The organism is Lacrimispora sinapis (assembly GCF_043633585.1).
Classification (GTDB): domain Bacteria; phylum Bacillota; class Clostridia; order Lachnospirales; family Lachnospiraceae; genus Lacrimispora; species Lacrimispora sinapis.
The window spans coordinates 1,792,334-1,817,709 of sequence record NZ_CP141832.1 but is presented as its reverse complement, the minus strand read 5'-3'; the positions used below and the strand labels follow the sequence as shown (position 1 = coordinate 1,817,709).

The 25,376-nt window shown below is 45.1% G+C and carries 23 protein-coding genes and 1 other annotated feature; of the genes, 7 read left to right on the top strand and 16 right to left on the bottom strand.

Features of this window, described 5'->3' with window-relative positions; translation table 11 throughout:
* The first annotated feature begins 5 nt into the window (after positions 1-5).
* Positions 6-746 carry a LytR/AlgR family response regulator transcription factor gene (locus VIG27_RS08385; protein ID WP_394527204.1) on the top strand — a complete coding sequence of 247 codons (741 nt, stop codon included), beginning with the start codon at positions 6-8 and terminating at the stop codon, positions 744-746.
* Positions 747-826: 80 nt separating this feature from the next.
* Here the strand turns inward: VIG27_RS08385 and ilvA are convergent, their stop codons facing one another.
* The 12 genes from ilvA to VIG27_RS08325 all read right to left on the bottom strand — a co-directional run bounded on the left by ilvA (position 827) and on the right by VIG27_RS08325 (position 15,255).
* Positions 827-2,056 (bottom strand): threonine ammonia-lyase, encoded by a 1,230-nt coding sequence (gene ilvA, locus VIG27_RS08380; protein WP_394527202.1) that lies wholly within the window; start codon positions 2,054-2,056, stop codon positions 827-829.
* 3 nt (positions 2,057-2,059) lie between these two features.
* Positions 2,060-3,001: a signal recognition particle-docking protein FtsY gene (ftsY, locus tag VIG27_RS08375; protein ID WP_394527199.1), complete on the bottom strand. Its 942-nt coding sequence runs from the start codon at positions 2,999-3,001 to the stop codon at positions 2,060-2,062.
* An 11-nt stretch (positions 3,002-3,012) separates the two neighbouring features.
* Positions 3,013-6,573 carry a chromosome segregation protein SMC gene (smc, locus tag VIG27_RS08370; protein ID WP_394527194.1) on the bottom strand — a complete coding sequence of 1,187 codons (3,561 nt, stop codon included), beginning with the start codon at positions 6,571-6,573 and terminating at the stop codon, positions 3,013-3,015.
* 117 nt (positions 6,574-6,690) lie between these two features.
* On the bottom strand, positions 6,691-7,377 hold the full coding sequence (gene rnc / locus VIG27_RS08365) for a ribonuclease III (protein WP_394527189.1): 687 nt from the start codon (positions 7,375-7,377) through the stop codon (positions 6,691-6,693).
* Positions 7,378-7,449: 72 nt separating this feature from the next.
* Entirely contained in the window at positions 7,450-7,680 is a 231-nt protein-coding gene (acpP, locus tag VIG27_RS08360; protein ID WP_013272586.1) for an acyl carrier protein, read from the bottom strand.
* Positions 7,681-7,714: 34 nt separating this feature from the next.
* Positions 7,715-8,767: a phosphate acyltransferase PlsX gene (plsX, locus tag VIG27_RS08355; RefSeq protein ID WP_394527185.1), complete on the bottom strand. Its 1,053-nt coding sequence runs from the start codon at positions 8,765-8,767 to the stop codon at positions 7,715-7,717.
* A gap of 111 nt (positions 8,768-8,878) precedes the next feature.
* Positions 8,879-10,225, bottom strand: coding sequence for an MATE family efflux transporter (locus VIG27_RS08350; protein ID WP_394527182.1), 1,347 nt, complete (start codon positions 10,223-10,225; stop codon positions 8,879-8,881).
* 158 nt (positions 10,226-10,383) lie between these two features.
* Complete coding sequence (locus tag VIG27_RS08345) at positions 10,384-10,833, bottom strand: PTS sugar transporter subunit IIA (protein WP_394527179.1); 450 nt, start codon at positions 10,831-10,833, stop codon at positions 10,384-10,386.
* A gap of 11 nt (positions 10,834-10,844) precedes the next feature.
* Entirely contained in the window at positions 10,845-12,812 is a 1,968-nt protein-coding gene (locus VIG27_RS08340; protein ID WP_394527177.1) for a BglG family transcription antiterminator, read from the bottom strand.
* 74 nt (positions 12,813-12,886) lie between these two features.
* Complete coding sequence (locus VIG27_RS08335; RefSeq protein WP_394527175.1) at positions 12,887-13,771, bottom strand: class II fructose-bisphosphate aldolase; 885 nt, start codon at positions 13,769-13,771, stop codon at positions 12,887-12,889.
* Between the two features lie 31 nt (positions 13,772-13,802).
* On the bottom strand, positions 13,803-14,909 hold the full coding sequence (locus tag VIG27_RS08330) for a PTS fructose transporter subunit IIC (RefSeq protein WP_394527172.1): 1,107 nt from the start codon (positions 14,907-14,909) through the stop codon (positions 13,803-13,805).
* Between the two features lie 37 nt (positions 14,910-14,946).
* Positions 14,947-15,255, bottom strand: coding sequence for a PTS fructose transporter subunit IIB (locus tag VIG27_RS08325; protein ID WP_394527170.1), 309 nt, complete (start codon positions 15,253-15,255; stop codon positions 14,947-14,949).
* 228 nt (positions 15,256-15,483) lie between these two features.
* Between VIG27_RS08325 and sufC the strand changes: the two genes are divergently transcribed.
* Genes sufC through sufU form a run of 5 tightly spaced genes read left to right on the top strand, consistent with a single transcriptional unit; the run spans position 15,484 to position 20,401 of the window.
* Positions 15,484-16,263, top strand: coding sequence for a Fe-S cluster assembly ATPase SufC (gene sufC, locus VIG27_RS08320; RefSeq protein ID WP_394527167.1), 780 nt, complete (start codon positions 15,484-15,486; stop codon positions 16,261-16,263).
* Complete coding sequence (gene sufB / locus VIG27_RS08315) at positions 16,235-17,653, top strand: Fe-S cluster assembly protein SufB (RefSeq protein WP_394527165.1); 1,419 nt, start codon at positions 16,235-16,237, stop codon at positions 17,651-17,653. Before sufC ends, sufB begins: the two co-directional genes overlap by 29 nt.
* 13 nt (positions 17,654-17,666) lie before the next feature.
* Positions 17,667-18,758, top strand: a complete 1,092-nt coding sequence (locus tag VIG27_RS08310; protein WP_394527163.1) for a SufB/SufD family protein — start codon at positions 17,667-17,669, stop codon at positions 18,756-18,758.
* The gene (locus tag VIG27_RS08305; RefSeq protein WP_394527161.1) at positions 18,739-19,971 is read left to right on the top strand and encodes an aminotransferase class V-fold PLP-dependent enzyme; all 1,233 of its coding nucleotides are present in this window, start codon (positions 18,739-18,741) and stop codon (positions 19,969-19,971) included. Before VIG27_RS08310 ends, VIG27_RS08305 begins: the two co-directional genes overlap by 20 nt.
* Positions 19,949-20,401, top strand: a complete 453-nt coding sequence (gene sufU, locus VIG27_RS08300) for a Fe-S cluster assembly sulfur transfer protein SufU (protein ID WP_394527158.1) — start codon at positions 19,949-19,951, stop codon at positions 20,399-20,401. The genes VIG27_RS08305 and sufU overlap by 23 nt, the downstream gene beginning before the upstream one ends.
* 15 nt (positions 20,402-20,416) lie before the next feature.
* Here sufU and VIG27_RS08295 read toward each other — a convergent pair whose 3' ends face one another.
* Entirely contained in the window at positions 20,417-21,550 is a 1,134-nt protein-coding gene (locus tag VIG27_RS08295; protein ID WP_394527155.1) for a sodium ion-translocating decarboxylase subunit beta, read from the bottom strand.
* A gap of 72 nt (positions 21,551-21,622) precedes the next feature.
* Between VIG27_RS08295 and VIG27_RS08290 the strand changes: the two genes are divergently transcribed.
* Positions 21,623-21,826: a hypothetical protein gene (locus VIG27_RS08290; protein WP_394527153.1), complete on the top strand. Its 204-nt coding sequence runs from the start codon at positions 21,623-21,625 to the stop codon at positions 21,824-21,826.
* Positions 21,778-21,845: a sequence feature (sodium ion sensor (DUF1646 type); this cis-regulatory element may regulate processes involved in with the transportation of sodium ions), on the bottom strand. It overlaps the preceding gene by 49 nt.
* Positions 21,846-21,909: 64 nt before the next feature.
* Here the strand turns inward: VIG27_RS08290 and VIG27_RS08285 are convergent.
* Genes VIG27_RS08285 through VIG27_RS08275 form a run of 3 tightly spaced genes read right to left on the bottom strand, consistent with a single transcriptional unit; the run spans position 21,910 to position 25,043 of the window.
* Entirely contained in the window at positions 21,910-22,761 is an 852-nt protein-coding gene (locus VIG27_RS08285) for a carbohydrate ABC transporter permease (protein WP_394527150.1), read from the bottom strand.
* A gap of 11 nt (positions 22,762-22,772) precedes the next feature.
* Positions 22,773-23,660: a carbohydrate ABC transporter permease gene (locus VIG27_RS08280; RefSeq protein WP_394527148.1), complete on the bottom strand. Its 888-nt coding sequence runs from the start codon at positions 23,658-23,660 to the stop codon at positions 22,773-22,775.
* Positions 23,661-23,681: 21 nt separating this feature from the next.
* On the bottom strand, positions 23,682-25,043 hold the full coding sequence (locus VIG27_RS08275) for an ABC transporter substrate-binding protein (RefSeq protein WP_394527144.1): 1,362 nt from the start codon (positions 25,041-25,043) through the stop codon (positions 23,682-23,684).
* Between the last annotated feature and the right edge of the window lie 333 nt (positions 25,044-25,376).

The window sequence follows — 25,376 nt, the reverse complement described above, 5'->3', positions numbered from 1 at the left end:
ATACCATGATTCACATTTACCTATGCGAGGATGACAACAGACAATTAACACGTTGGAAAACGGTTATAGAAAAGTACTTATTGATGAATTCTACCGAATCGCAGCTTTATTGTACCGTCTCTAAACCGGAAGAATTGCTTGCCATGAGAAAGAAGTCCGAGATTACCGGACTGTATTTTTTAGATATCGACTTGCAGGCTGAGAAAAACGGAATTGAACTGGCTCAGGAAATACGGAAATACGATCCCCGGGGATATATCGTTTTTATCACGACCCACAGCGAAATGGCAGTTCTCACTTTCCGTTACAAAGTGGAGGCCATGGATTTTATTATAAAAGACAACGTCAAAACTCTGCCGGAACAGATATGTGCCTGCATCAAGAACGCTGAGAACAACTACCGGGCACAGCTTGATTCCTCCAAACGCCTGCTATCTGTCAAAATCGACAAGGCCAATCTGGTCCTTGATCAGGATGACATTATTGCGATTACGACAAGTGAAGATTATCACAAAATAATCATTCACACAAAAAACGGCACCCGTCAGATGGCAGGTTCATTGAAAGAGTTCAAGGCAACATTAAATTCTACATTTTGTCAGTGCAGCCGTTCCTCCATTGTAAATTTAAAACATGTATTAAAGTATTCCAGGGATGAAGCGCTTTTGACCATGGATAACAAAGAAACTTATTCTGTTTCCATACGGATGATGGGGAAAGTGCAAAGAGCACTGAAGCAGATTTAAACAGCAAAAGGGATAAACGCCTGAGACAGAGCGTTTATCCCTTTTACAATTGTATTGCTAATAAGTTCTATATCAAACGTTTAACATCCATCGCTATAAGTTCCCTTAGACTTGACCAGTTTCGGACGATAGCCCTGGGCTGTCAGTGCTGCCATGATGGAGTTTTTATGTTCCGTTCCAAATGCCTCTAAGGTGATGCGCAGCTCCACAGCGGAATTTCGGTTGATGCTGATAAACTGGTTATGCTCCAGCCGGATTACATTTCCCTGCTCTTTGGCAAGAAGGGAGGAAACTTTTGCAAGTTCCCCTGGCTTGTCCGGCAAAAGGATGGAGACGGTAAAGATACGGTCTCTCTGCATCAGACCCAACTGGACAATGGAGGCCATGGTGATCACATCCATATTGCCCCCGCTCAAGATCGAGACAATCTTCTTGTTATCCACATTCATGTGTTTTAATGCTGCAACCGTTAAAAGTCCCGAGTTTTCCACGATCATTTTATGATTTTCTACCATATCAAGGAAGGATACGATCAGCTCGGAGTCTTCAATGGAAATGATCTCATCCACATTTTCCTGAATATAAGAGAAAAGCTTATCTCCCGGACATTTTACCGCGGTACCATCTGCAATGGTATTGACACTTGGAAGCGAAACTACCTTTCCCTGGCGAAGGGATTCCTGCATACAGTTTGCACCGGCCGGTTCCACACCAATTACTTTGATCTTGGGATTCAACATCTTGGCGAGGGTGGAGACTCCTGTACAGAGACCGCCTCCTCCGATGGGTACCAAAATGTAATCCACGGTAGGAAGTTCCTTGATGATTTCCATGGCTATGCTTCCCTGTCCGGCAGCTACATCGAGATCATTAAACGGATGGACAAATGTCAGGCCGCGCTCATCGGCCAGCTTATAGGCATAATTGCAGGCCTCATCAAAGACATCTCCCTCCAGAATAACTTCCGCCCCATATCCCTTGGTTCGGTTTACCTTCATAAGAGGGGTTGTAGTAGGCATGACAATCGTGGCAGGTATTCCGGCAAGCTTGGCTGCATAAGCAACTCCCTGGGCGTGATTACCGGCAGAAGCGGTAATCAGTCCCTTGGACTTTTCCTCTTCTGAAAGAGTGCTGATCTTATAATAAGCGCCTCTTACTTTATAAGCACCGGTATACTGCATGTTTTCCGGCTTAAAATACACTTTATTTCCAGTCTGGGCTGAGAAATATTCGCTGTATACAAGCTTTGTTTCCAGGGTGACTTTACTTACGACTTCTGATGCTTCTTCAAACTTTTCCAATGTCAACATGTTTTACGCCTCTACTTTCTCCTCTACGTGGAACAATGCATTTACAAATTCATTTGCATTGAATTTCTGTAAGTCATCAATTTTCTCACCAACTCCAATATATTTTACCGGAATTGAAAGCTCTGACTGGATGGCAACCGCAATTCCACCTTTTGCCGTACCGTCCAGCTTCGTTAATATGATACCGGTAATATCCGCAACTTCCATAAACTGTTTAGCCTGTACAAGTGCGTTCTGTCCGGTGGTTCCGTCTAATACGACCAGAGTCTCACGGTATGCATCGGGATATTCCTTGTCAATAATCCGGTTGATCTTTTTAAGCTCTTCCATCAGATTCTTTTTGTTATGGAGCCGTCCTGCCGTATCACAAATCAGTATATCGGCATGTCTTGACTTAGCAGCCGCTACTGCATCGTAAACTACCGCCGCCGGATCAGAGCCTTCCTGCTGGGCAATGATATCCACACCGGCTCTTCTGGCCCATTCCGACAGCTGTTCAATGGCTGCCGCCCGGAAGGTATCTGCCGCCGCTACGATCACTTTTTTTCCGTCATCCTTCATCTGCCCGGCCAGCTTTCCGACAGAGGTTGTTTTACCAACGCCGTTTACACCGATTACAAGCAGGACAGACTTGCGGTTTTCAAATTCGTAGGCATTTTCCCCAAGATCCATCTGTTCCATAATACTGTCCATGAGAAGCTGCTTACATTCCGCAGGATCTTTAATGCCCTTTTCTTTTACCTTTTTCCTTAAATCCTCTACAATGGACATGGTGGTCTGGATTCCCAGATCCCCCATAATTAGAGTTTCTTCAATTTCTTCATAAAACTCTTCATCAATGGCTGAGAAGCCGCTGAAAATGGAATCTACGCCGGCAATAATATTGTCCCTTGTCTTTTGCAGTCCAGCTACCAGCTTCCCAAAAAATCCCTTTTTCTCACCCATATTCGGTCTCCTTAACGATCTAAATCTTCTTCAATCAGGTTTACAGATACAAGCGTTGAAACGCCTTTTTCCTGCATGGTGATCCCATACAGGCGGTCCGCAGATACCATAGTACCACGTCTGTGTGTGATTACAATGAACTGCGTATTCTTTGTCAGCTTATGCAGATATTTTGCAAAGCGGTCTACGTTGGAATCGTCAAGTGCCGCCTCGATCTCATCCAGAAGACAGAATGGTGATGGCTTTAAATTTTGTATGGCAAACAACAGCGCAATGGCAGTCAGTGCCTTTTCACCACCGGAAAGCTGCATCATATTCTGAAGTTTTTTTCCCGGCGGCTGGGAAATGATCTGGATTCCTGCCTCCAGTATATCCTCATCCTCCACCAACTCCAAAGCCCCTCTTCCGCCTCCGAACAGTTCCTTGAATACCTTATCAAATTCTGCCCGGATTTCCCGGAATTTTTCTTCAAACTGCTTTCGCATTCCGGTATCCAGTTCCTCTATGATTTTTAACAAAGTTTCTTCTGCAGTTACCAGGTCATCGTGCTGGGTCTTCATAAATTCATAGCGTTCAGAAACTTCCTTATAGTCTTCAATGGCATTGACATTGACATTCCCCAGTTTCCTGATTTCCTCCTTTATTGAAGCGATCATGCGCTTGATATCGGGAAGGGAAGTCCATTCGTCATTCCGTAAAGCTTCGGCGGTGGAAAAAGTCAGTTCATACTCATTCCACATGTAATTTACATGAGCCTCTAACCTCTCATTCAGCTTTTCCTTCTGACTTTGGAGGCGGAACAGTTCCTTATCCAGAAGACTGATCCTGCCGGTCAGTTCTTCTCTCTTTTGGAACAATTCCTTTTGTTCTCTGGTCTTCGCTTCTTTTTTTGCGGCTTTTTCCTGAATGAGCTGCTCCAGTTCTTCTGCGTGAGCTTTCTCTTTCTCGATCTGTTCCTTTATTTCTTCGATTTCTTTTTGCTTCTCCTCAATCATGTGCAAAGAGCCATCGGAGCCGTCTGACAGTCCGGAAAGTTCGTCTTCCAGGCGTAGAATCTCTTCTTTGATCCGACGGAGATTTTCCTGTTCAAAATCATCCTTTTGCTTTAAACCGGAAGCTTCCATCTGGATCGCTGATAAGTTCTTAAAAAACTGTTCCCTGTCTGCTCTGGCTTTTTCCAATTCTGAATTTAACGATTCCAGGTCGCCGCCTGTATCCAGGTTTTGTTTTTCCAGACTGTTTACCGCATTTAAAAGGTCCTGCTGGCTGTTGGTTATTTCCCGGATTTGGGCTTCCAGCTGAATATTTTCCCTCTCCAGATCTCCGTAGGATTCCCGGATTTCCGTTTTTTTATCTTCCATCCGGCGCAAGTTTATTTTAACCGTATTCTGTCTTAAATAAAGATGCTGTTTTTCTGCCCGGATCTTTTCCAGTTCTTCCCTGCTTTCTGAGAGAAGTCCTTCATTCATGACCAGCTCTTTTTCCAGACGTTCCACGTCTGTAAGCGCTTTGTTACAGAGTTCTTCCAGCTCTTCGATTTCCCGCTTGCGTGCCAAAAGGTTGCTGGTATTTTTGAAGGCACCGCCGGTCATGGAACCGCCGGCGCTTAAAAGTTCTCCTTCCAACGTGACAATCCGCAGAGAATACTGGAATTTTTTAGCCAGTGCAATGGCATGGTCAATGGTATCCACCACGACTACGCGGCCCAGAAGATAGTTCATAAGACCTTCGTACTGCTTCTCTGCTTCCACCAGTGAATTGGCAAGCCCCAAAACACCAGGCTCTTTTAGTGCTTTTTCCTGATGGAACGGGTTTCTATTGCCGATGCTGGTAAGGGGAAGGAAGGTTGCACGCCCAAACCGGTTCTTTTTTAAATATTCAATCAGCTGCTTGGCCGTCTGGTCGGAATCCGTAACAATGTTTTGGATGCTTCCGCCAAGAGCAGTCTCAATTGCGATCTCATATTTTTTTGGAACAGCAATCAAATCCGCCACAACACCATGAATGCCATGTACCCGGTCCCGGACTTCCATTACCTTTCTGATACTGCCCCCATATCCGTCATACCGCTCGGCGATATTTTTTAAGGATTCAAGCTTTGTATTGCTGGTATGGTAGTCCTGCTGCCTGTTCGTCAGATTCTTATGGAGACGTTTGACCTGGTCCTCCAGTTCCTCGGTCCTGTTTTCACAGAACGCCTGGGCTTCCTCTCTCTTAGCAATCTCTTCCTCGATTTCAGCTGCTTCTTTTTGAAGTTTTATGATCTGTTCATCCTGTTCAGACTCATCACTTTTAAATTTTAAAAGCTTTTGACATACTTCCGATCGGCGGACATGAACCTGTTCCAGCATAGCCTCATAACGCTGCTGTTTTGCAGTAAAGGACGCTTTTTCATTAAGAAGATCAATGATGCGTCCTTTTCTTTCTTCGATCTGCTGTTCAAAGAGACGGATCTTTTCATCTTCCGAGAAAAGGATTTCCTCGGCTTTCTTTTGTCTTTCCATGGCGGACGTTACCTGACTGGCAATTTCTGCCCGCGCTTCTTCATAGGAAACTTTTTGTGCCTGCTTTAATTCGATTTCAGAATGAATGGATTTCACACGTCCTGCAATATGCTCCGCATTCATGCGTTCCGTATTGATCTGCTCCTTTAATACGTTGATGCGTCCTTCCAGTTTACCTGTTTCCATGTTGGAAACATTTTTTTCATTCCGCAGAGCAGTGATGATCTCATCCAGTTGGGATAAGTATGTATCTAACGCGTCATATTCTTCACGGATTCCCTCGGAAGTCTGCCTTGCGTCCTCCAAATCCTTTGCAACAATGTTTTCCTTATCCTGATTTTCCCTGATCTGGAGACGCAGCCCCTCTGTCTCCATTAAAAACTGGTTCACATCGTATTGTTTCAGTTCTTCTTTCAGACGGAGGTATTCTTTCGCGGTCTCGGATTGTCTGGCAAGAGGACCTACCTGTTTCTCCAGTTCGGATAAAATGTCATTGACACGGACCAGATTCTGCTTCTCATCCTCAAGTTTTTTCTGCGCGATCGCCTTTCGGCGTTTGAATTTTACGATACCTGCCGCTTCATCAAACAGCTCCCTGCGCTCCTCCGGTTTTCCGCTTAAGATCTTGTCAATCTGCCCCTGTCCGATAATAGAATACCCTTCCTTACCGATTCCCGTATCATAGAATAATTCATAAATATCCTTTAACCGGCAGGCACTGCCGTTGATCATATATTCACTTTCACCGGAACGGTATACTCTTCGGGAAACCGTAACCTGATCATAATCAATGGCCAGATGCTGATCCGAATTATCAAGAGTAATCGCAACATATGCAAAGCCCTGAGGCTTTCTCTGCTCCGTTCCGGAAAAAATCACATCCTGCATGCTGGAACTTCTAAGCTGCTTTACCTTCTGTTCGCCAAGAACCCAGCGGACGGCATCAGCAACATTGCTCTTACCGCTTCCGTTGGGTCCAACGATTCCAGTGATTCCATTATGAAAATCAAACACAATTTTATTGGCAAATGATTTAAACCCCTGAACTTCAATACTTTTTAAATACATAAATGCCCTTTCTTTTCCTTATTCTTGTCCACGCTTTTTGGACATAAAGGGATGCCCGCAGGGCGTTCCTTATTCTTGTCCACGTTTTTTTGGACATAAAGGGATGCCCGCAGGGCATTACTTATTCTTTAGTGCCAGAATCCCATGATAGGCAGCTACCTGCTCGGCTGCCTTTTTGGTTCTGCCAATTCCCTCTCCGATGGCCCGGCTGCCAATGAGGACCTGTGCTTCAAACACCTTATTATGATCCGGTCCCTCTTCACGCAAAAGTTTGTAGGTCAATGGTTCTTCTGTCTGGCTCTGTACGATCTCCTGCAAGATAGTCTTGCTATCATAAAAGAGCTGCTTGTGTTCCAGATCATTCATAATAAAACGAAGGATAAACTCTTTTGCATTAGCAAAACCACCGTCCAGATAAATGGCTCCAATAAGTGCTTCCATTGCGTCGGATACGATGGAGGCACGTCCCCTGCCGCCGGTCGCTTCTTCTCCCTTACCCAAAAGAAGATATTCCCCAAGCTTTAACTCCTCTGCACAATAAGCCAGTGTCGGTTCACACACAATGCTGGCACGTATCTTTGTCAGATCCCCCTCCGGTTTATCGGGATATTTATGATACAGACATTCACTGGAAAATATCTCCAGTACGGAATCTCCTAAAAACTCCAGCCGTTCGTTGCATTCCAGCTTGTTTAAACGGTGTTCATTGGCATAGGAACTATGGGTCATTGCCTGCGTCATCAGATGCTTGTCCGAAAAACGATAGCCGATCCGTTCCTCCAGTTCTCTTAAATTTCTACTCATATGATCCCTCTTTCCCTATTATGAAAGAAGGTGCTGCGGACAGACTTAACGCCCCCGCAGCACCCACATCTATTAATTTAAAGCGTTCTTGATCTGTTCTACTGCATCGCTGACACTTACAATGTTTTCTGCCACTTCAGTTGGAATTTCAATATCAAATTCCTCTTCAATGCCCATGATGATCTGGAACACATCAAGGGAGTCAGCTCCAAGATCATCCACAAATGTGGAGTTCATAGTAACCTCATCCGGCTCGATATTTAACACCTCTGCAATAATATTCTGTAACTTTTCAAATTCCATTTCTTTTCCTTCCTCTCTCCTATTCTTGATTTCCTTATTCTTGCCCATTCTTTATTGGCATAGTAGTATGTCCGGAGGGCGTTCCTTCATTTTTCGATTTAAGACTTTCTCTTATCTTATCATTAATTCCCTGTTCTTTGAAGGTTACACACTGAAGTATGGAGTTCTTTACTTCTACTGCCTTTGAATTCCCATGAGTCTTTACAACCAGACCGTTAAGCCCCAGAAGCGGCGCTCCGCCGTACTGGGATGCATCAAATGATTTTAATGTTTCCTTCAAAGCAGGCTTTACAAGCAAAGCTCCTATTTTGCTCCTCAAACTTCCCATCATACCGCTTTTTACTTTACTTATCAAGGTGGCTCCCACCCCTTCATAAAGCTTCAGGATCACATTCCCCACAAATGCCTCGCAAACAATGACATCTGCTCCGCCATGTGGAATTTCCCTTGCTTCAATGCTTCCGGTAAAATTGAGGTCTTCGCATTCTTTCAACAGTGGAAAGGTTTCTTTCACCAACGCGTTTCCCTTTTCTTCCTCTGCGCCGATATTGACAATAGCCACTCTGGGGTTCTTAATTCCCATTACATGTTCCATATAAAGAGAGCCCATTCTTGCAAACTGCACCAGATGGGACGGTCTTGCATCTACATTGGCCCCACAGTCAATCAGCAGGGAAACACCTTTTTCCGTAGGAATAAGCGGGGCTAACGGTGGTCTTTCCACACCTTTGATCCGGCCGACAATCACCTGTCCGCCAACCAGTATGGCGCCTGAACTGCCTGCCGATACAAATGCATCCGCTTCCTTTTGCTTTACCAGATTCATTCCCACAACAATAGAAGAATCTTTTTTCTTTCGTATTGCATGAACCGGAGATTCCCCAGTCTCGATTATCTCTGTTGCATTTACAACCTGAATCTGATCGTTTGGATACGTGTGTCTGGACAGTTCCTCAGATACAACAGACTCTTGCCCTACTAAGAGAATCCGGATCTCTTTATTCGCATTCACAGCCGCCACGGCACCGGCAACCATCTCGGTTGGTGCATAATCACCGCCCATGGCATCTACAGCTACTTTTATCATCGCGATTCCCCTTTCAAGTACTTCCTAAGATAATCTATTACATAATATACTAAATATTATTCTATAAATCAATAATAAATTGAGAAAATTAAAACCGGTTTTTTTCTCTGTTTATATTGCGATACGTTTCTCCACCTTTTTCATTACAAAGATATAAGAGAGACCCGTAAATATGGCAGCGCTGACCCAGGCTGCCGGATCACAGGCACAGGATAAGGGATAGCTTACCAGCCGGATAGCAACTACTGCCATGCACAGCCTTGCAATAAGCTCCACTACGCCTCCCAGCATGGGAAGCAAACCAAACCCGCAGCCCTGCATGGTATTTCTGAATATGTAGATGGTGCTGAGAGGAATATAAAATACCGCGCACAAATAGATATACGTTTTCGCCCAAGGAAGCATGGCCGAAACATCTACACCGCCGGAAAAAAATATTCCAAGAGCATGGGGCAAAGCAAAAATTACTGCGGCAGAGCAAACAAGCGAATAGACAAATTCTGTCCCCAAAGCCATACGAACTCCCTGATGAATTCTTTTTATATCCCCTTTTCCGTAATTCTGCCCGGCATATGTAGCCATGGTTTGTCCCATCGCCATCATTCCCTGCATGGCAATACTCTGGATTTTACTGGCAGCAGTGAAGGCCGCCACTGCCGTAGAACCAAATAAATTGATGGCAGACTGCATGATCATCGTTCCAGACGCAGTAATTGCGAACTGCAGCGCCATGGGAATCCCCACGGATAACTGATGTTTCGTAGCGGATCCGTTTAACTTCCAGTGATGATGCTCCGGGGCAAGGGTCGGAACTTTTTTATAGATATAATAAAGACAGAGAATGGCAGATATTCCCTGAGACACATTGGTTGCCCAGGCAGCCCCTGCAACTCCCCACCGGAACAAGATAACAAAAAGCAGGTCCAAAACAAGATTTAATCCTGACGAAAACACCAGAAATAAAAGAGGAACCCTGCTGTTTCCTACCGAGCGCAAAAAGGAGGAAAACAGATTGTAATATACATTTGCGACTATCCCTATACAAATAACTGAGATATAGGTAAATGCATCTTGGAAAATATCTTCCGGTGTGTTCATAAGCCTTAAAAGCGGTTTCATAAACATCAGGCTTACCGCTGTAATAAATACAATGACAAACATGGATAAAATGGTGCCGTTCGCCACTGAACGTTTTGTTCCCTCTCCGTCACCGGCACCAAACCGCTGACTGGTAAGTACGGTAAATCCGGTGCTCATCCCCTGAGAAAAGCCGATCACCAAAAACATAATGGTTCCAGTGGAGCCAACCGCTGCCAGTGCCCCCGGACCTACGAAACGCCCTACAACTATGGTATCTACCATATTGTACAGCTGTTGAAAAATATTTCCCAAAAGGAGGGGCAGAGTAAATCTTAAAATGATCGGAAGAGGGTTGCCTTTCGTCATATCTGTTTCCATAGTTTTTCATCCTTTTTTATTAAATATCAGGCTGTTTTACAGCAGTGCAAACGTATTCTACCACGTTCCCTATTACTTGTCACCGATATTTTTAAATATTTTAAAAAAAGTCTCATGGCCTAGAAATTCTAAGCCGTGAGACTGTATTTTTTATAAGATTATGCAAATGCTTCTAAAAGCTCTTCATAGCTTTTGGCTGTCTGCAGCTTTTCCATGGTTTTGTTGTTTCCAAGCTTTGCCGCAAGCTCTGATATCAGCTTTAAATGATCCCTGGCACCCTCACTGTCTGATGGAACTGCAAACAGGAAAAATAAGTCGGAAGGCTCCCCGTCATAGGATTCCCACTCAATCATCTCTTTGGTTCTTCCGATGGCAATTCCCACCCGTTCCACAGAATCCGATTTTCCATGAGGAATTGCAACGTGATTTCCAATGCCGGTGATCCCCTCCTGCTCTCTTATATAAACATCCTTTAAATAACCGGACAAATCATCAATGTACCCGGCATTTTTAAGCAATTGCGCCAAATGTTCCAACACTTCCGCTTTACTCTTTGCTTCCATATCCAGATCAATCACTCTCTGATCCAGAATCTCTCTTACCGCCATAGGCTCACCCCTTATCGAATAAAAAATTGATAGATTTCCAATTCGGAACCGAGTCTTTTTATGATTTCCATATTTTCTTCCTGTTCCGTAAATGTCAAAAAGTCTTTATAAAACTGCTTGGTCCTTCGTATTTCATATTGGGAGGTCATTTTCACCGCCAGCAAAAATACGATATCCACCAGATCTCCCGCCCATTCCAAAGGTTCTTTTAAAATGGCAACCGCTATTTTTGATTCATTGACCTCCATCATATTTCCGTGGGGAATGGCGATTCCATGACCAATGCTTGTGGTCGTTGCCTTTTCCCTGTCATAAATGCTTTCCAAATACCGGGAGGTAACATCTCCTTTTTCCTCCAGACGGTTTGCCATGAGACGAATCAGCTCATCCTTATCAGATACCGCAGGATGCAGAAAAATCAGATCCACGTCAAAAAGCAGATGGCACAAGTTATTAAAATGGAATTTGGCAGAGGTGTTGTTTTTACGCATCTCTTTTACTTTTTTTCTCACCTTTTCAATGTCTTCCTGCAGCATCCGGTCCCCTGTGGCAACGATTCTTGGATCACTGCTGTTTATGGGAACAGAGGTTATGATAAGATCCATATCCTGATACTGGGAAAGCTTAAAATCATGGTTGCTTACGACACGGATTTGGGCGATTTCGGGAATGCTGTATTTGATCATTTCCATCATAAGCTGGCCGGAAGCAAGTCCCTGCCGGGTGACCAAAAGGGCACGAAACGGCCGTTCCTTTTTCATCCGGATCAAAGATGCCTGGATGTAAAGGGCAATGCCTGCCAGCTCGTCTTCTGTCACCTGGACCCGGTAATGCTCTTCAAATAAATGGCTGGTCGACCAAGTGGCCAAAAAGGTCTGTTTGTATTCACTTTTCACATATTTACTGATTCCTTCCGAGGCTGTGGTGGAATATTTCATTCGGAAGATGGCAGAACGCATATGACTCAACAGGCTCTCATACAGTATTTTGTCGGAAGACAGGTCTACCCCCAAAACAGAATCAATGGTTTCTATCACGAGTTTTACAAAACAGCCCAGTTCTTCGTCATATCGAATGGCAGTTTCCCCTTGTTCTGTTATGGAAAATCCTTCCATCTTTCTTGCAGACAACAAAAGCACTGCCAGCAGCCTTATATCTTCAGGCAGGATGGTGACATGGTATTCTGCCCCTATTCTCTGATAAATGGATTGGGCAAAGGAATATTCGTTGTAATGCTGTACTTCATCTTCTTCTCTCTGCTGAAACTGGTTAATCCCACCGGTACGGCCCCTGGATAGGGATAAGCAGATCATGATCCAGACCATGTTAAAGGATACGTCTGCCAGTTCAATTCTCCATGCATTTTCTGCGTCTACGATGATTTTTCTGATACGGGACACATCAACGCCGGGCGCATAAGTACCAAGCAAGGCCTCCATGATGTCCGGCATCATATAGAGGATATAATCTTTAATGGCAATTCTGTAATTATATTCATCTCCTGCGATGCAAAGGCCTCTGTTTCTGACTGATGCGATCTGGAGATGGTGGGTCTCAAACCAAGGGGTGATTTTCTTTATCATAGAGGCAACTGTTGGGGGACTTAAATACAGGCTGTCTGCCAGCTGCTGCAGCGTAATGATTTCTCCCGGTTTTAATTTCAGCAGTTTCCCTGTAAGCTGCCGGTTCCGGTTCTCCAGATCAGCGGAAAGATCGGTTTTTGCCTTATTTCCAAAAGTTTCTTTTATTCGTTCCTGCTGATTTTCGTTACAGTCAAGCCAGACTCCTGTTCCCTGTTTCTTCTTTATGCTTCCAAGAGCATTGATTTCCAGCCAGTCATTTAGCTGGTTGATTTTAGTACGTGTGGTTTTTTCAGATAGCCCCGCTTGTTCTGCCAGCTGCCCTATGGTAAAAGTACTGCCGGAAAGAAGACAGGTTATGATCCGGTTGTAATATAATGAGTTCTTATCCTGCTTCAAAAAATCACTCCATTCGGAAAAGATAAGGGCAGCATTTAAAGTGCATTCCTGCCGCCCCTTTGGTTTTTATTGAATCATTCATATCCAACCTGTCTGGTCTCTCCGTAAATATAGCGTCCGCTGGAACCGATTACTTTCATAAAATCTTTCACAAATTGCTTGATTCCAGCCTCGGCAGCCATACAAAGATGCATATAATCCAGATCAGGTTCCTGTTCCAGTGCCTTCAGCATGGATTTTTTACCTGCTGCGAATGCATCGGTACATACATTAATTTTATTTATTCCGCTCGCAACTGCCTTTCTTAAATTCTCTTCTCCGGAGCCGGAACCTCCGTGAAGAACCAGAGGCATTTGAAGCGTTTCCTTTAGCTGGCAAAGGCGGTCAAAATCCAGTTTTGGAATTTTCCCTTTGGGATATGCGCCATGGGCGGTACCTACCGCAACTGCCAGCGCATCCACTCCGGTTCTTTGTACAAAGTCCAGCGCCTGATCGGGATCTGTGTACAGATCCTGGTCCATGTCATCGGAATTTGCGGCCTGTCCTACATGACCAAGCTCTCCTTCCACGGAGCATCCCATTCCATGTGCCAGTGCGCTGATCATTGACGTCCGGCTCACATTATCTTCGTAAGGAAGAGAAGAACCGTCAAACATAACATTGGTAAAACCACGGTTAATGCAATCCGCAATGATATGGAAATCTGTTCCGTGATCCAGGTTTAATGCCACCGGAACGTGCACTCTTTTGGCAAGCTCTTTTATGACCGGAAGCATTTCCTCCGCATGTGCATGATTTTTCATCTGACCGGGTCCGAACTGGACAATGATGGGGGAATGTTCTTCCTCCGCCGCCATAATCCCTGCCCGGGCCATTTCAATATTGATGCTGTTCATGGCCATAACACCATAATACCTTCTGTTCGCATCATCAAGAATTGCTTTCATTGATACCAGCATAAATTTCCCTTCCTCTCATCAATGGTATCCATTACTGAATCTGAATATCCAGGTCAATGTCTAATTCTTCTTCTTTTTCGTCTGTTTCCTCCTGCGGCGGTTTCTTGATGGCTGCATAAATAATGCCGGTTACTGCAGAGCCAACGGCAAGGGCCACCAAAAACCAAATCGGCTGTGTCATCATCGGCACTACGAAGATACCTCCGTGTCCGGCTGCGGATTCGCAGCCCATACCAACAGCAATGGCTCCGGCAATGGCTGAACCTATCATACAGCTTGGTATTACTCTTACCGGGTCTGCAGCTGCAAATGGAAGCACACCTTCCGTAATAAAGCATAAGCCCATAGGAAATGCTGTTTTGGCAGTTTCCAGTTCCACTTTGGAAAATTTTTTCTTCTTAATTAATGCTGCAAGAAAGATTCCGATGGGCGGTGTCATACCGCCGATGATCTTGGCCGCCATAGGACCATAGATTCCGTCTGCGCCAAGTGCATTGGCGGCCATGGAAGCGGTTTTATTTACCGGTCCCCCAAGGTCAAATCCCATGCAGGCCCCGATGACCCCTCCGATGACTGCTTTGGCTCCGCCGTTTAAAGAAATGATCCACTGCTGGAACACGTTCATAATATAAGCCAGCGGGATGGAAAAGACACATAGGAATATCATTCCGCAGACCAGGGTCGATAAGACCGGTATAAACATAACCGGCTTTAGACCTTCACACCACTTAGGCAGTTTCCACGTTTTTATCCAGTTGACAAAGTATCCGATTATAAATGCCATCAGAAGGCCGCCCAGGAACCCGGCCTTTGACTGGGACGAACAATACCCGATAACAACGCCAGGAACGATTCCAGGCCTGCCTGCAATGGAATAAGCCACGCCAGCCGTCATAACGGCGACCGCAAAATCCATTGCGATGGAACCAAGTTTATTTACGCCCCACCAAAAACCAATCCAGGTAAAAGGATTTAAGTTGGTAAATGGTGTCGCCCCCGCCTCCACAGCGCTTCCAATATCATATCCTCCAAATCCTTTTGCCAATGCGGATAAGATTCCACCGCACACGATGATGGGAATCATATAAGAAATTCCTGTCATGACATGCTTTTTGATTTCAAACTTTTGCCTTGCCATTGTATTACCCCCTATCTATATAATTTCCTCTCCTTTATTATTTCCCCAATTTTTCGTGAATCTTTGAGATCACCCCTTTGGGCGATTTCATAATCATGCTGATCGGTACATCGACCACCGCTTTTCCGGCAAACCGCTCCTTTCCCACCCGGATATCTGCTGCGATGAGAATAACATCTGCGTCTTTGATCTCTTCCGGTGTCAGCTCATTTTCCACCCCAATGGAACCCTGAGTTTCTACCTTAATATAATCCCCCATTTCTTTCGCGGCATTTTCCAGCTTTTCCTTCGCAATGTAAGTATGCGCTATGCCAGCGGTACATGCTGTGATCGCCAGGATTTTCATAACAATACCTCCTTCTCTTTAAGATATTTTGAGTTTACCACATTCTGTTTCCTTGCGGTAAATTTAAAATGGCATATTGAAACGGTAATTTTTTTGTAAATAAATTTTATAAAATCAAAAATCAGGCTTGTAATTCCTACTAAAAAGGTATAGTATAAAACATGTAAGAGTAGTTAGGATTTTCTAACGAAAGAATTGCCTGTTACAGGCATAAGGAGGTCGATATATATGAGCAGTCCATTGCTTGAAATATTAGATTTGAGTGTTTCTGTAGAAGATAAAGTGATTTTAGATGGAGTAAATTTAACCGTTCATCCCGGAGAACTTCATGTACTCATGGGTCCAAACGGAACTGGAAAATCCACGCTTGTCTCTGCAATCATGGGGGATCCCCGCTATACCATAAGGAGAGGCAAGATCCTCTTTGAAGGCCAGGATATCACAGAAGAAAAAGCAGATGTACGGGCCCGCGCCGGAATTTTCCTCTCCTTCCAGACACCGGAAGAAATCCCCGGCATCACATTAGAGAACTTTTTACGTACTGCGCGGGGAGCCGTTGACGGCAAACAGCCGAAGATTCTCTCCTTCCGCAAAGAACTGCTGCAACAGATGAAGGCATTGGATATGGACCCCTCTTATTCGGAACGGTATTTAAATGTAGGCTTTTCCGGTGGGGAAAAGAAAAAAGCGGAGATTTTACAGATGCTGATGCTCCATCCCAAGCTGGCCTTGCTGGACGAGACCGATTCCGGTCTGGATGTGGATGCGGTACGCACCGTAACCAAAGGCATCCATTCCTATTTGAACCGCCGCAACGGTCTTTTTATTATTACGCATAATGCCAAAATTCTGGAAGGACTTGATGTGGATGTGGTCCATATTCTGGAGGGCGGACGGATCATCCGGTCCGGAGGAAAGGAACTGATTTCAAAAATCACGAATGACGGCTTTGGTGTGCTGGAAAAGGAGGGTTGGTTCCATGAAAGACTTTCATCAGCAAAAAACTAACGTTGACGAGATGGACCGGAGCATCTATGATATCCGGGACAAAGTTGATGCCTCCTTTGAGGTGGATTCCGGCCTGACTCCTGCTATCGTGCAGAAGATCTCGGAAGAAAAGAATGACCCCGAATGGATGCGCATCTTCCGTCTGAAGGCTTTGGAAACCTATCATAGGACTCCGCTGCCTTCCTGGGGTCCTCCACTAGATGGATTAGACATCGCCAATATTGTGACCTATGTCCGCCCCAAAACGGACATGCGCACCAAGTGGTCTGACGTCCCTGACGATATCAAAAACACCTTTGAACGGCTGGGAATCCCAAAGGCAGAGCGGGAATCTCTTGCCGGGGTGGGTGCCCAATACGATTCTGAAGTGGTTTACCACAGCGTCAGGGCCGAAGTAGCCGCCCTTGGTGTGGTTTATACGGATATGGAAAGTGCTCTGACGGGGCCTTATGCAGAAATGGTACGCAAACACTTCATGCGCCTGGTTCCTCCCTCGGACCACAAATTTGCTGCTCTTCACGGAGCCGTCTGGTCCGGCGGTTCTTTTGTCTATGTTCCCCCGGGAGTATCGGTAGAGATTCCTCTCCAGTCATATTTCCGGCTCAATGCTCCGGGAGCCGGACAGTTTGAGCATACGCTCATTATCGTTGACGAGGGTGCTTATCTGCACTTTATCGAAGGCTGTTCCGCCCCCAAGTATAATGTGGCGAACCTTCATGCCGGATGTGTGGAGCTATATGTTGGGAAAAATGCCCGGCTCCGCTATTCCACCATCGAAAACTGGTCCAAAAATATGTATAACCTGAACACCAAGCGTGCGTCTGTGGAAGAAGGCGGCACCATTGAATGGGTATCCGGTTCTTTTGGTTCCCATACCTCCTACCTATACCCAATGAGTATACTAAAGGGGAAGAATTCCCGTATGGAGTTTACCGGAATTACCTTTGCCGGAAAAGGCCAGAATTTGGATACCGGAGCCAAGGTACTTCACTCCGCACCCAATACCACCTCACATATCACTACAAAATCCATTTCCAGAGACGGGGGAACTTCTACCTTCCGCAGTTCCATTACCGTAACGCCTCAGGCGGCAGGCAGCAAATCTGCGGTTTCCTGCGAATCCCTGATGCTGGACAGCATCTCCCGTTCGGATACGATTCCTGTTATGGATATCCAGTGCGATGAGGTGGATATCGGTCATGAAGCCAAAATCGGCCGTATCAGCGAGTCGGCCATCTTTTACTTAATGAGCCGGGGCTTATCCGAAGAAGATGCCCGCGCCATGATCGTGGGGGGCTTTGCCGAGCCAATTGCCAAGGAACTTCCTTTGGAATATGCGGTTGAAATGAACAATTTGATTCATCTGGAAATGATAGGAAGCATTGGCTGAAAGGAGGAACTGGATGATGAACGAAAAAATAAACATACTGCCGGTTCCCACCTGGAACCGCACAGGAGTCAACTGGGCGGATGCAAAAGCTAATCTGCCTGAGGACTCACTTTCCCCAGGAAAAAAAGAAGTATTTTCGGGGGGTCTCCCAAATGGCATCACCCCGTTGAAAGAACTGCCTCATGAGACCGCTGCCATAGAAAGCGGGATGGGGGAAGCCCTTGATGAATATATTAAAAATGGAGCCGATCAGATCTGCTTTATTACAGCAGACGGCAAAGCGGAGGAACCACTTGTTGTTACAGAGTTTTTGGACTCCTCCCGTCCGGTGAGCAGGACCCATTGGGGAATCATTGCCAAAGAAAACAGCGAGCTTACGGTCGTACAGATAAACCGCGGAGATGCAAAAGACGGCGTTTCAATGAACCTAACACAGATTGATGCAAAAGCCGGTTCCAAAGTGCGTCTGATACAGATTCAGCTTTTAGGCGGTCAGAGCCGAAGCTGGGATGGTGTGGGCGCTGTGCTTGGAGACGGTGCCCGGGTGGAGCTTATCCGGGCCGTCCTGGGGGGAAATGTGGCTGCCTGCGGTTCTCTGGCTTGTCTGGAGGGAGCAAAGAGTGAATTTGACTTAAATACCGCTTATTTCGGACACAAGGACCAATACCTGGACTTTAACGACGTTTCCCGGCACACCGGCAAAGAGACGGTCTGTGAAATGGATACCTCCGGTGTTTTGGCTGACCAAAGCAACAAGATTCTTCGCGGAACCATTGATTTTCGCAGCGGAGCGGTCCATTCCGTGGGCCACGAAAATGAAACCGTACTGCTTCTCAGCTCTGAAGCCCGCAACCGTACGGTTCCCCTCATACTCTGCGGAGAAGAGCAGGTGGAGGGCCAGCACGCTGCCACCCTTGGCCGGTTTGATGAAAAACAGCTTTACTACCTCTGCTCCAGAGGTATGACTCCCACCCAGGCAAAACGCCTGATGGTGGAAGCACGTTTTGCGCCGGTGCTTGATATGCTCCCGGATGAATACTTACGAAAAGAAATACTTGAATGCATCGAAAGGAGGCTGGACAGCCATGAAAATGATCCGGGATGATTTTCCGATCCTTACGGTTACTGAAAATGATAAACCCCTGATTTATCTGGATAACGCAGCTACTACTTCCAAACCGCTGCAGGTGCTTCGTGCCGTGGAGGCCTATTACCGCCATGACAATGCCAATCCTCACAGGGGTGTTTATGAACTTGCCGCCCGGGCAACAAAGGCCCACGAAGATTCCCGGACAAAAGTGGCTGAATTTTTAAATGCCTCTCCGGATGAGATCATTTTCACACAAAATACAACCGAAAGCTTAAATCTGATTGCTTATAGCTATGGCATGGAATTTTTAGGGGAAGGGGATGAAATCGTCCTCTCCGTGGCAGAGCACCACAGCAATCTGGTTCCCTGGCAGCGGGTCGCCAAGAGAACCGGAGCCAAACTGGTATACCTTTATCCCGATTCAAAAGGTCATTTGACAGAGGAAGAACTAAATCAAAAAATCACCTCCCGCACCAGGCTGGTTGCAGTCGGCCATGTGTCCAATGTTCTTGGAATCGAAATCCCTGTTTCCTCCATTGTCCGTCTGGCCCACCAAAACGGTGCGGTTGTGGTTTTGGATTGCGCCCAAAGCGCTCCTCATATGCAGGTGGATGTAAAAAGACTTGATGTGGACTTTGCCGCATTTTCCGGACACAAGCTCTATGGGCCTATGGGCATCGGGGTTTTGTACGGTAGGAAAGAACTGCTCGAAAAAATGCCGCCCTTTTTGACCGGTGGAGATATGATTGGAAGTGTTCATGAACAAAACTCCACCTATGCAGAAGTCCCCCGGCGCTTTGAAGCCGGAACAAGAAATGTAGGCGGAGAAGTCGGTCTGGCTGCTGCGATTGATTATCTCCAGTCGATTGGCTGGGAGAACATCAAGGCCCATGAGCGGGAACTGATGACACGTGCCTTAGAAGGACTTGCAAAAATTCCCCATGTAACCGTGTATGGAGATCTCTCTCCCGATAAACGGCATGGCGTGATCTCCTTTAATGTAGAGGATGTTCATCCTCATGATACTGCCACGTTACTGGATGCCGATGGCATCACTGTCCGGGCCGGACACCACTGTGCCCAGCCTTTGATGGAATATTTAAAAATCAACGCTTGCGTCCGTGTCAGCTTCGCCGTATATAACACGGCGGAAGAGGTGGAGGCATTCTTAAACAGTTTACGACAGGTAAGGAGGTGGATGGGCTTTGGATCTGAAAGCACTCTATAATCAAATCATTGTGGAAAACAGCCGCGCTTCCCACAACCGCCATAAGGTGGATCATGCAACTGCAGTTTTGGAAGGTGTAAATCCAAGCTGCGGAGATGACATTACACTTGAGCTTTCTGTGAGCGGCGGAATCATTCAGGATGCGGGATTTACCGGAAATGGATGTGCCATCTCCCAGGCTTCTGCTTCTATGATGATTGATTTAGTCAAGGGAAAGACTGTGGAGGAAGCAAACCAACTGCTTCAAACCTTCTACGGCATGATCAAAGGTGATATAAAAGAGGAAGAACAGCTGGAGGTCTTAGACGACATCGTTGCCCTTCAGGGAATCTCCCATATGCCTGGAAGGGTAAAGTGTGCCGTACTTGCCTGGCATACCCTGGAAGAAGCTCTGAACGAAAAAAGTGATTCTTCCGCAAGCTCTGAATAAAGACTTCATATTGTTTTAACCGAATAAAGACAGTAAGATTCCGGCTGCAACTGCTGATCCAATTACTCCAGCCACATTGGGGCCAATTGCATGCATCAGCAGAAAATTAGCCGGATTGGCTTTCTGCCCCTCCAGATGAGAGACTCTTGCCGCCATAGGAACAGCGGAGACTCCGGCAGAACCGATCAAAGGATTGACTTTTCCTTTTGTAATCCAATACATTAATTTTCCAAGAAGCAATCCTCCGATGGTGCTGAATACAAAAGCCATTAACCCAAGGCCAACGATCATCAGTGTCTGAGGGCGTAAAAATGTTTCCGCATTGGCAGTCGCTCCTACTGTAACACCTAAAAAGATAGTTACAATATTAATCAGTGTATTTTGTGCGGTATCCGACAAACGCTCCACAACTCCCGATTCCTTAAATAAATTCCCAAGCATCAGCATTCCGATCAGAGGCGCTACCGAAGGCAGTAACAGGACACATAAGATCGTAACGATCACCGGAAAACATATTTTCTCCAGTTTTGATACGGTGCGAAGCTGTTCCATAACGGTCTCCCGTTCTTTCTTCGTTGTCAGAAGGCGCATGAGAGGCGGCTGGATCATTGGAATAAGTGCCATATATGAATAAGCCGCAACAGCAATGGCCGGCAGCAATGAAGGTGCCAGCTTAGATGCCAGGAAAATTGCGGTAGGTCCGTCAGCCCCTCCAATGATTGCAATGGAAGCGGCTTCCTCCGGCAAAAACCCCAGGGCATTGGCAATGACAAATGCAACACAAATTCCAAACTGAGCGCCTGCTCCCAAAAACAGGCTGCTGGGACGAGCGATCAGCGGTCCGAAATCTGTCATGGCTCCGATCCCCAGAAAAATAAGGGATGGATAGATTCCTAATTTCACTCCCTGATACAGATAATAAAGCAGCCCTCCGGTTTCTGAAGCAGTTGCTGGTGACATTAAACCTGTGAGAGGCAGATTCACCAGCAGCATGCCAAAAGCAATGGGCAGCAGCAAAAGAGGTTCAAATTTACGGACGATCGCCAGGTAAATCAAGAAAAAAGACAGCAAAAGCATGATTACATGCTGCCACGTCAAAGCTGCAAACCCTGATGATGCCCATAATTCCTGTAGTGCATGAACAAACATAATTTATCTCCTCATTCTCATTTTATAGATTCTTTTTCCCCGAATTTTCCCAATAAAAAAGAAAATAGCTTAATGGATAAATATAGACAAAGTAAAACAAAAAATACCACTGCGATTAAAAATAATGAAACAGAAACACTTTCCAATAAAAACATTCGTTTTCTCTCCTATTCAATGGTACAAGTCCGTATTTTCAGGAACAAAAAAAGAGTGGGGATTTCTTACGAAGCCTCCACCCTAAAAGCTACAATTCTTGAAAACAGATATCAAGAATAAAATAAACATCTGTCCAACCGGATACCATGTATTTGTTTAGATCAATCATACCCGAATCTTTTTCATTTGTCAACGAGGGAATCTTATCCTTTTACCGCTCCGGTTGTAAGCCCATCCACAATCTGATTGCTGAAAATACTGTATACTGCAATGGTAGGTGCAATGGCAATGATAATAGCGGCAAACATTTGAACATAATTGGTTGCATAAGGCCCTGCAAAATACGTCAGCGTAACCGGCAAGGTCTTTTTTAAGGAATCTGATATAAATACCATGGCCAGAAGAAGTTCGTTCCAATTCCCGACAAAGGTCATGATTCCCGCCACAAACAACCCAACTCTGGCCAGAGGAAGGGCTATTTTTACAAAACACCCATAGATGGAACAGCCATCCATACAGGCCGCTTCAAACATTTCATTGGGCATACTTTTGAAAAATCCCACCATCAGAAAAATCGTCATCGGAAGGGAAAACGTAATATAAGGAATAATAAGCCCTGCCAGCTGGTTGGTCAGCTGCCACTTGGAAAAACGGACAAAGAGAGGAATCAGTACACAATGGACCGGCACCATCATTCCGATCAGAAAGTACTGCATGAGGTACGGGAGCACCTTCCATCTCATTCTGGCAATGGCAAAGGCCGCCATAGAACCGATCAGCAGACTGATGATCAGTGCACTGCCGCAGACGATCACCGAATTGAAGGTCGCTACTCCCAGCTTGCCATTGGTCCACGCAAAAATGTAATTCCCCAGCTGCAATATGGAAGGAGGGGAAAACGGAGAAGTCAGCACTTCCCGGTTGGTCTTAAAGGAAACACTTAACATCCAAACCAGAGGAAATAGGTAAATCAATGCCAGAACGGCAAGTGCCATATAAAGAAGTATGCTTGCAAACGAAATGGTTTTTTGATTTTTGATTTGTTTTGTCTTCATCCGATCACCTCCTATGCCTCATACGTTTCAATTTTGATAAACCGGTTAATAAAAATTGTTACAATCAGACATAAAACCAGCAAAACAATGGAAATTGCGCTGGCGTATCCGTATTTAAAATACTGGAAGCCCTGCATATATAAATGGGAGGCCAGCACCTCTGTGGTATGATTCGGCCCTCCCTGAGTCATATTATAAATTAAATCAAAAAATTTCAGGGAACCGATACAATTTAAGGAAAGTGTCGTAACTAACATCGGACGGATCAAAGGCAAAGTTATGTAACGGAAGGATTGTGCTTTAGAAGCGCCGTCAATATAGGAGGCCTCATAGATATCCCTTGATATTCCGCTGATCTGTGCCATATAGAGCATCATGGTCTGCCCTGCATACTGCCAAAGTGCTACGAATCCGATGACCCACATGGGAAGCGGAATCAGCCCTTTGGTGGAAAACAGCCAGTTCGGTCCCTGTATCCCAAAATAACCGAGCAGCTGGTTGATACCAATTTTAGGATTAAATAAAAATGCCCACAACAGTCCAAGTGCCGCTGAAGACAGTACACAAGGCAAATAATAAATATTTTTAAATAAATTTCTTCCCCAACTGATGTTGGTCAGCAAAACGGCCAGTAATAATCCGATCAGCTGCTGGGTCACTGCAGAAAATACCATAAAAAAAACGGAATTTTTCAAAGCAATTTTCATTGTCTCATCGTTTGTAAATAAATTGATGTAATTCTTTATTCCAATAAATTCCGGTTTGGTAAGCCCTGAATAATTGCATAAGGAATAATAGATAACCTGGATAATCGGAACAAATAAAATCAGTGTAAACAAAAGGAATGCGGGCGCCACAAAAATCACAGCCGCTTTTTTATCTTCCAATAGCTTATTCATTTTGTCTCCCCTTCTATGGATTTATTTCTTCCAGACATTTTGGACATAGAAATCCTGCAGCTTTTGGAAAGCTTCTTCCGGAGTGGCATTGCCTAAATAAATATCCACCATGGCATTATCAAACACATCTCCTGCCTCCACACTGGCCAGAGATTCATTATAAAAGCCAAGGGTACCGGTTACATTTTTCATAATATCTCCGATGTAGGCAAACTGTTTGGGAGCTTTCTCATAATCCACGTCCACATTGATTACCGGAATCTTGCCTGCTACCTCAGCCGTATATTTCTGAGCGGTTTCATCCGTAAATATTTTCATCAGTGCAAGGGCTGCTTCCTGGTGTTTTGTAGTGGCACTCATAACCAGATTGTCAGTTTTCACGATCATACGGTTAGGATCTGCTCCACCTTCAATTCCAGGGAACTGGAAAACCCCGCATTTATCTTCAAATTCCGGGTTGTTGCCATTGATCTGCGCAATTGCCCAGGATCCTTGAACGAGCATGGCCGCATCTCCATTATAAAAGTTTGCCGTTGACTGGTCGTTGGAATCTCCCGCAGCTGTGTCCTGGAAATACTGGGATAATTCTTTCAGTTTATAGCCGGCATCCAGAAAACTCTGACTCGTCCAGTCAAGGGTACCCTCATTCACTCCTTTTAAATGATCAGGACCGCCCTCTCTGTCACAAAGATATCCTGCAATCATTGACAAACACCAGGAGGTCCCTGCGGAACAGGAAATCGGTGTATAACCTGCCTCCTTAATCTTTTTGCATACTTCAAGCAATTCGTCATAGGTTTCTGGCACCTCCGCCCCCACGTTTTTAAATATTTCCGTATTGTAAAATACGCAGGCTGCCGCAAAGTTTGTTGGTACAGCCATGATTTTTCCGTCATAGGTAATACGCTCAAAGATTCCATCCGTAAATGTTTTGTACCATTTAGATTCCTTATTTTTTAAAAGATCCGTCAAATCAGCTGCTATCCCTGCATCTACGTACTGAGTCAAATTAGGACCGGGATTGCAGATAAAAACATCCGGCGTATTGCCTGCCGCAATCAATGCATTTAATTTGGTGTCATATTCCTCTAAATTGGTGGTAATGACGTTGCAATAATACTTTCCCTTGTACGTTTGATTGAATCGGTCAATGACCTGTTTATATCCTTTGCTTATAAGATCGTCCGTCGCATCTAAATTATCCCAATACATCCATGTAATTTGTTCCTCCGTCCCTGACGCCTTAACGGTTTCTTCCTTACTTCCCGGTGAACCGCTTCCTTCTGCCTGGGTAACTCCGGTATCTGTTGAAATCCCACATCCGGAAAGTGAACCCATTACCAGTCCGGCAGCTAACAACCCTGAGATATATCTTCTGATCATACCCTTCCTCCTTATGATACATAAATTATTTTTCATTCTCCTTTGACATTGTCCCTTTCATAGAGACCAGATACAACTGCATTTAAATAAGTGCCACCAGGTTTCCAATTGTTACTATTATATGATTGCTGCGTGGTCTTGTATTTTATAATATATACATAAACTATTGTTTTTTAGACTTGTTTTTATACTATTTTTACAATATTATTTTTGTTTTAACTGCATATATCTCTAATGTTTTTGTAATTTTGACTTAAACTCCTAATCAACTATACCCCCAGGGAATAATTGATCTTCCAACCATTAGCAAACAAAAAGCGGATAGCTAATGCC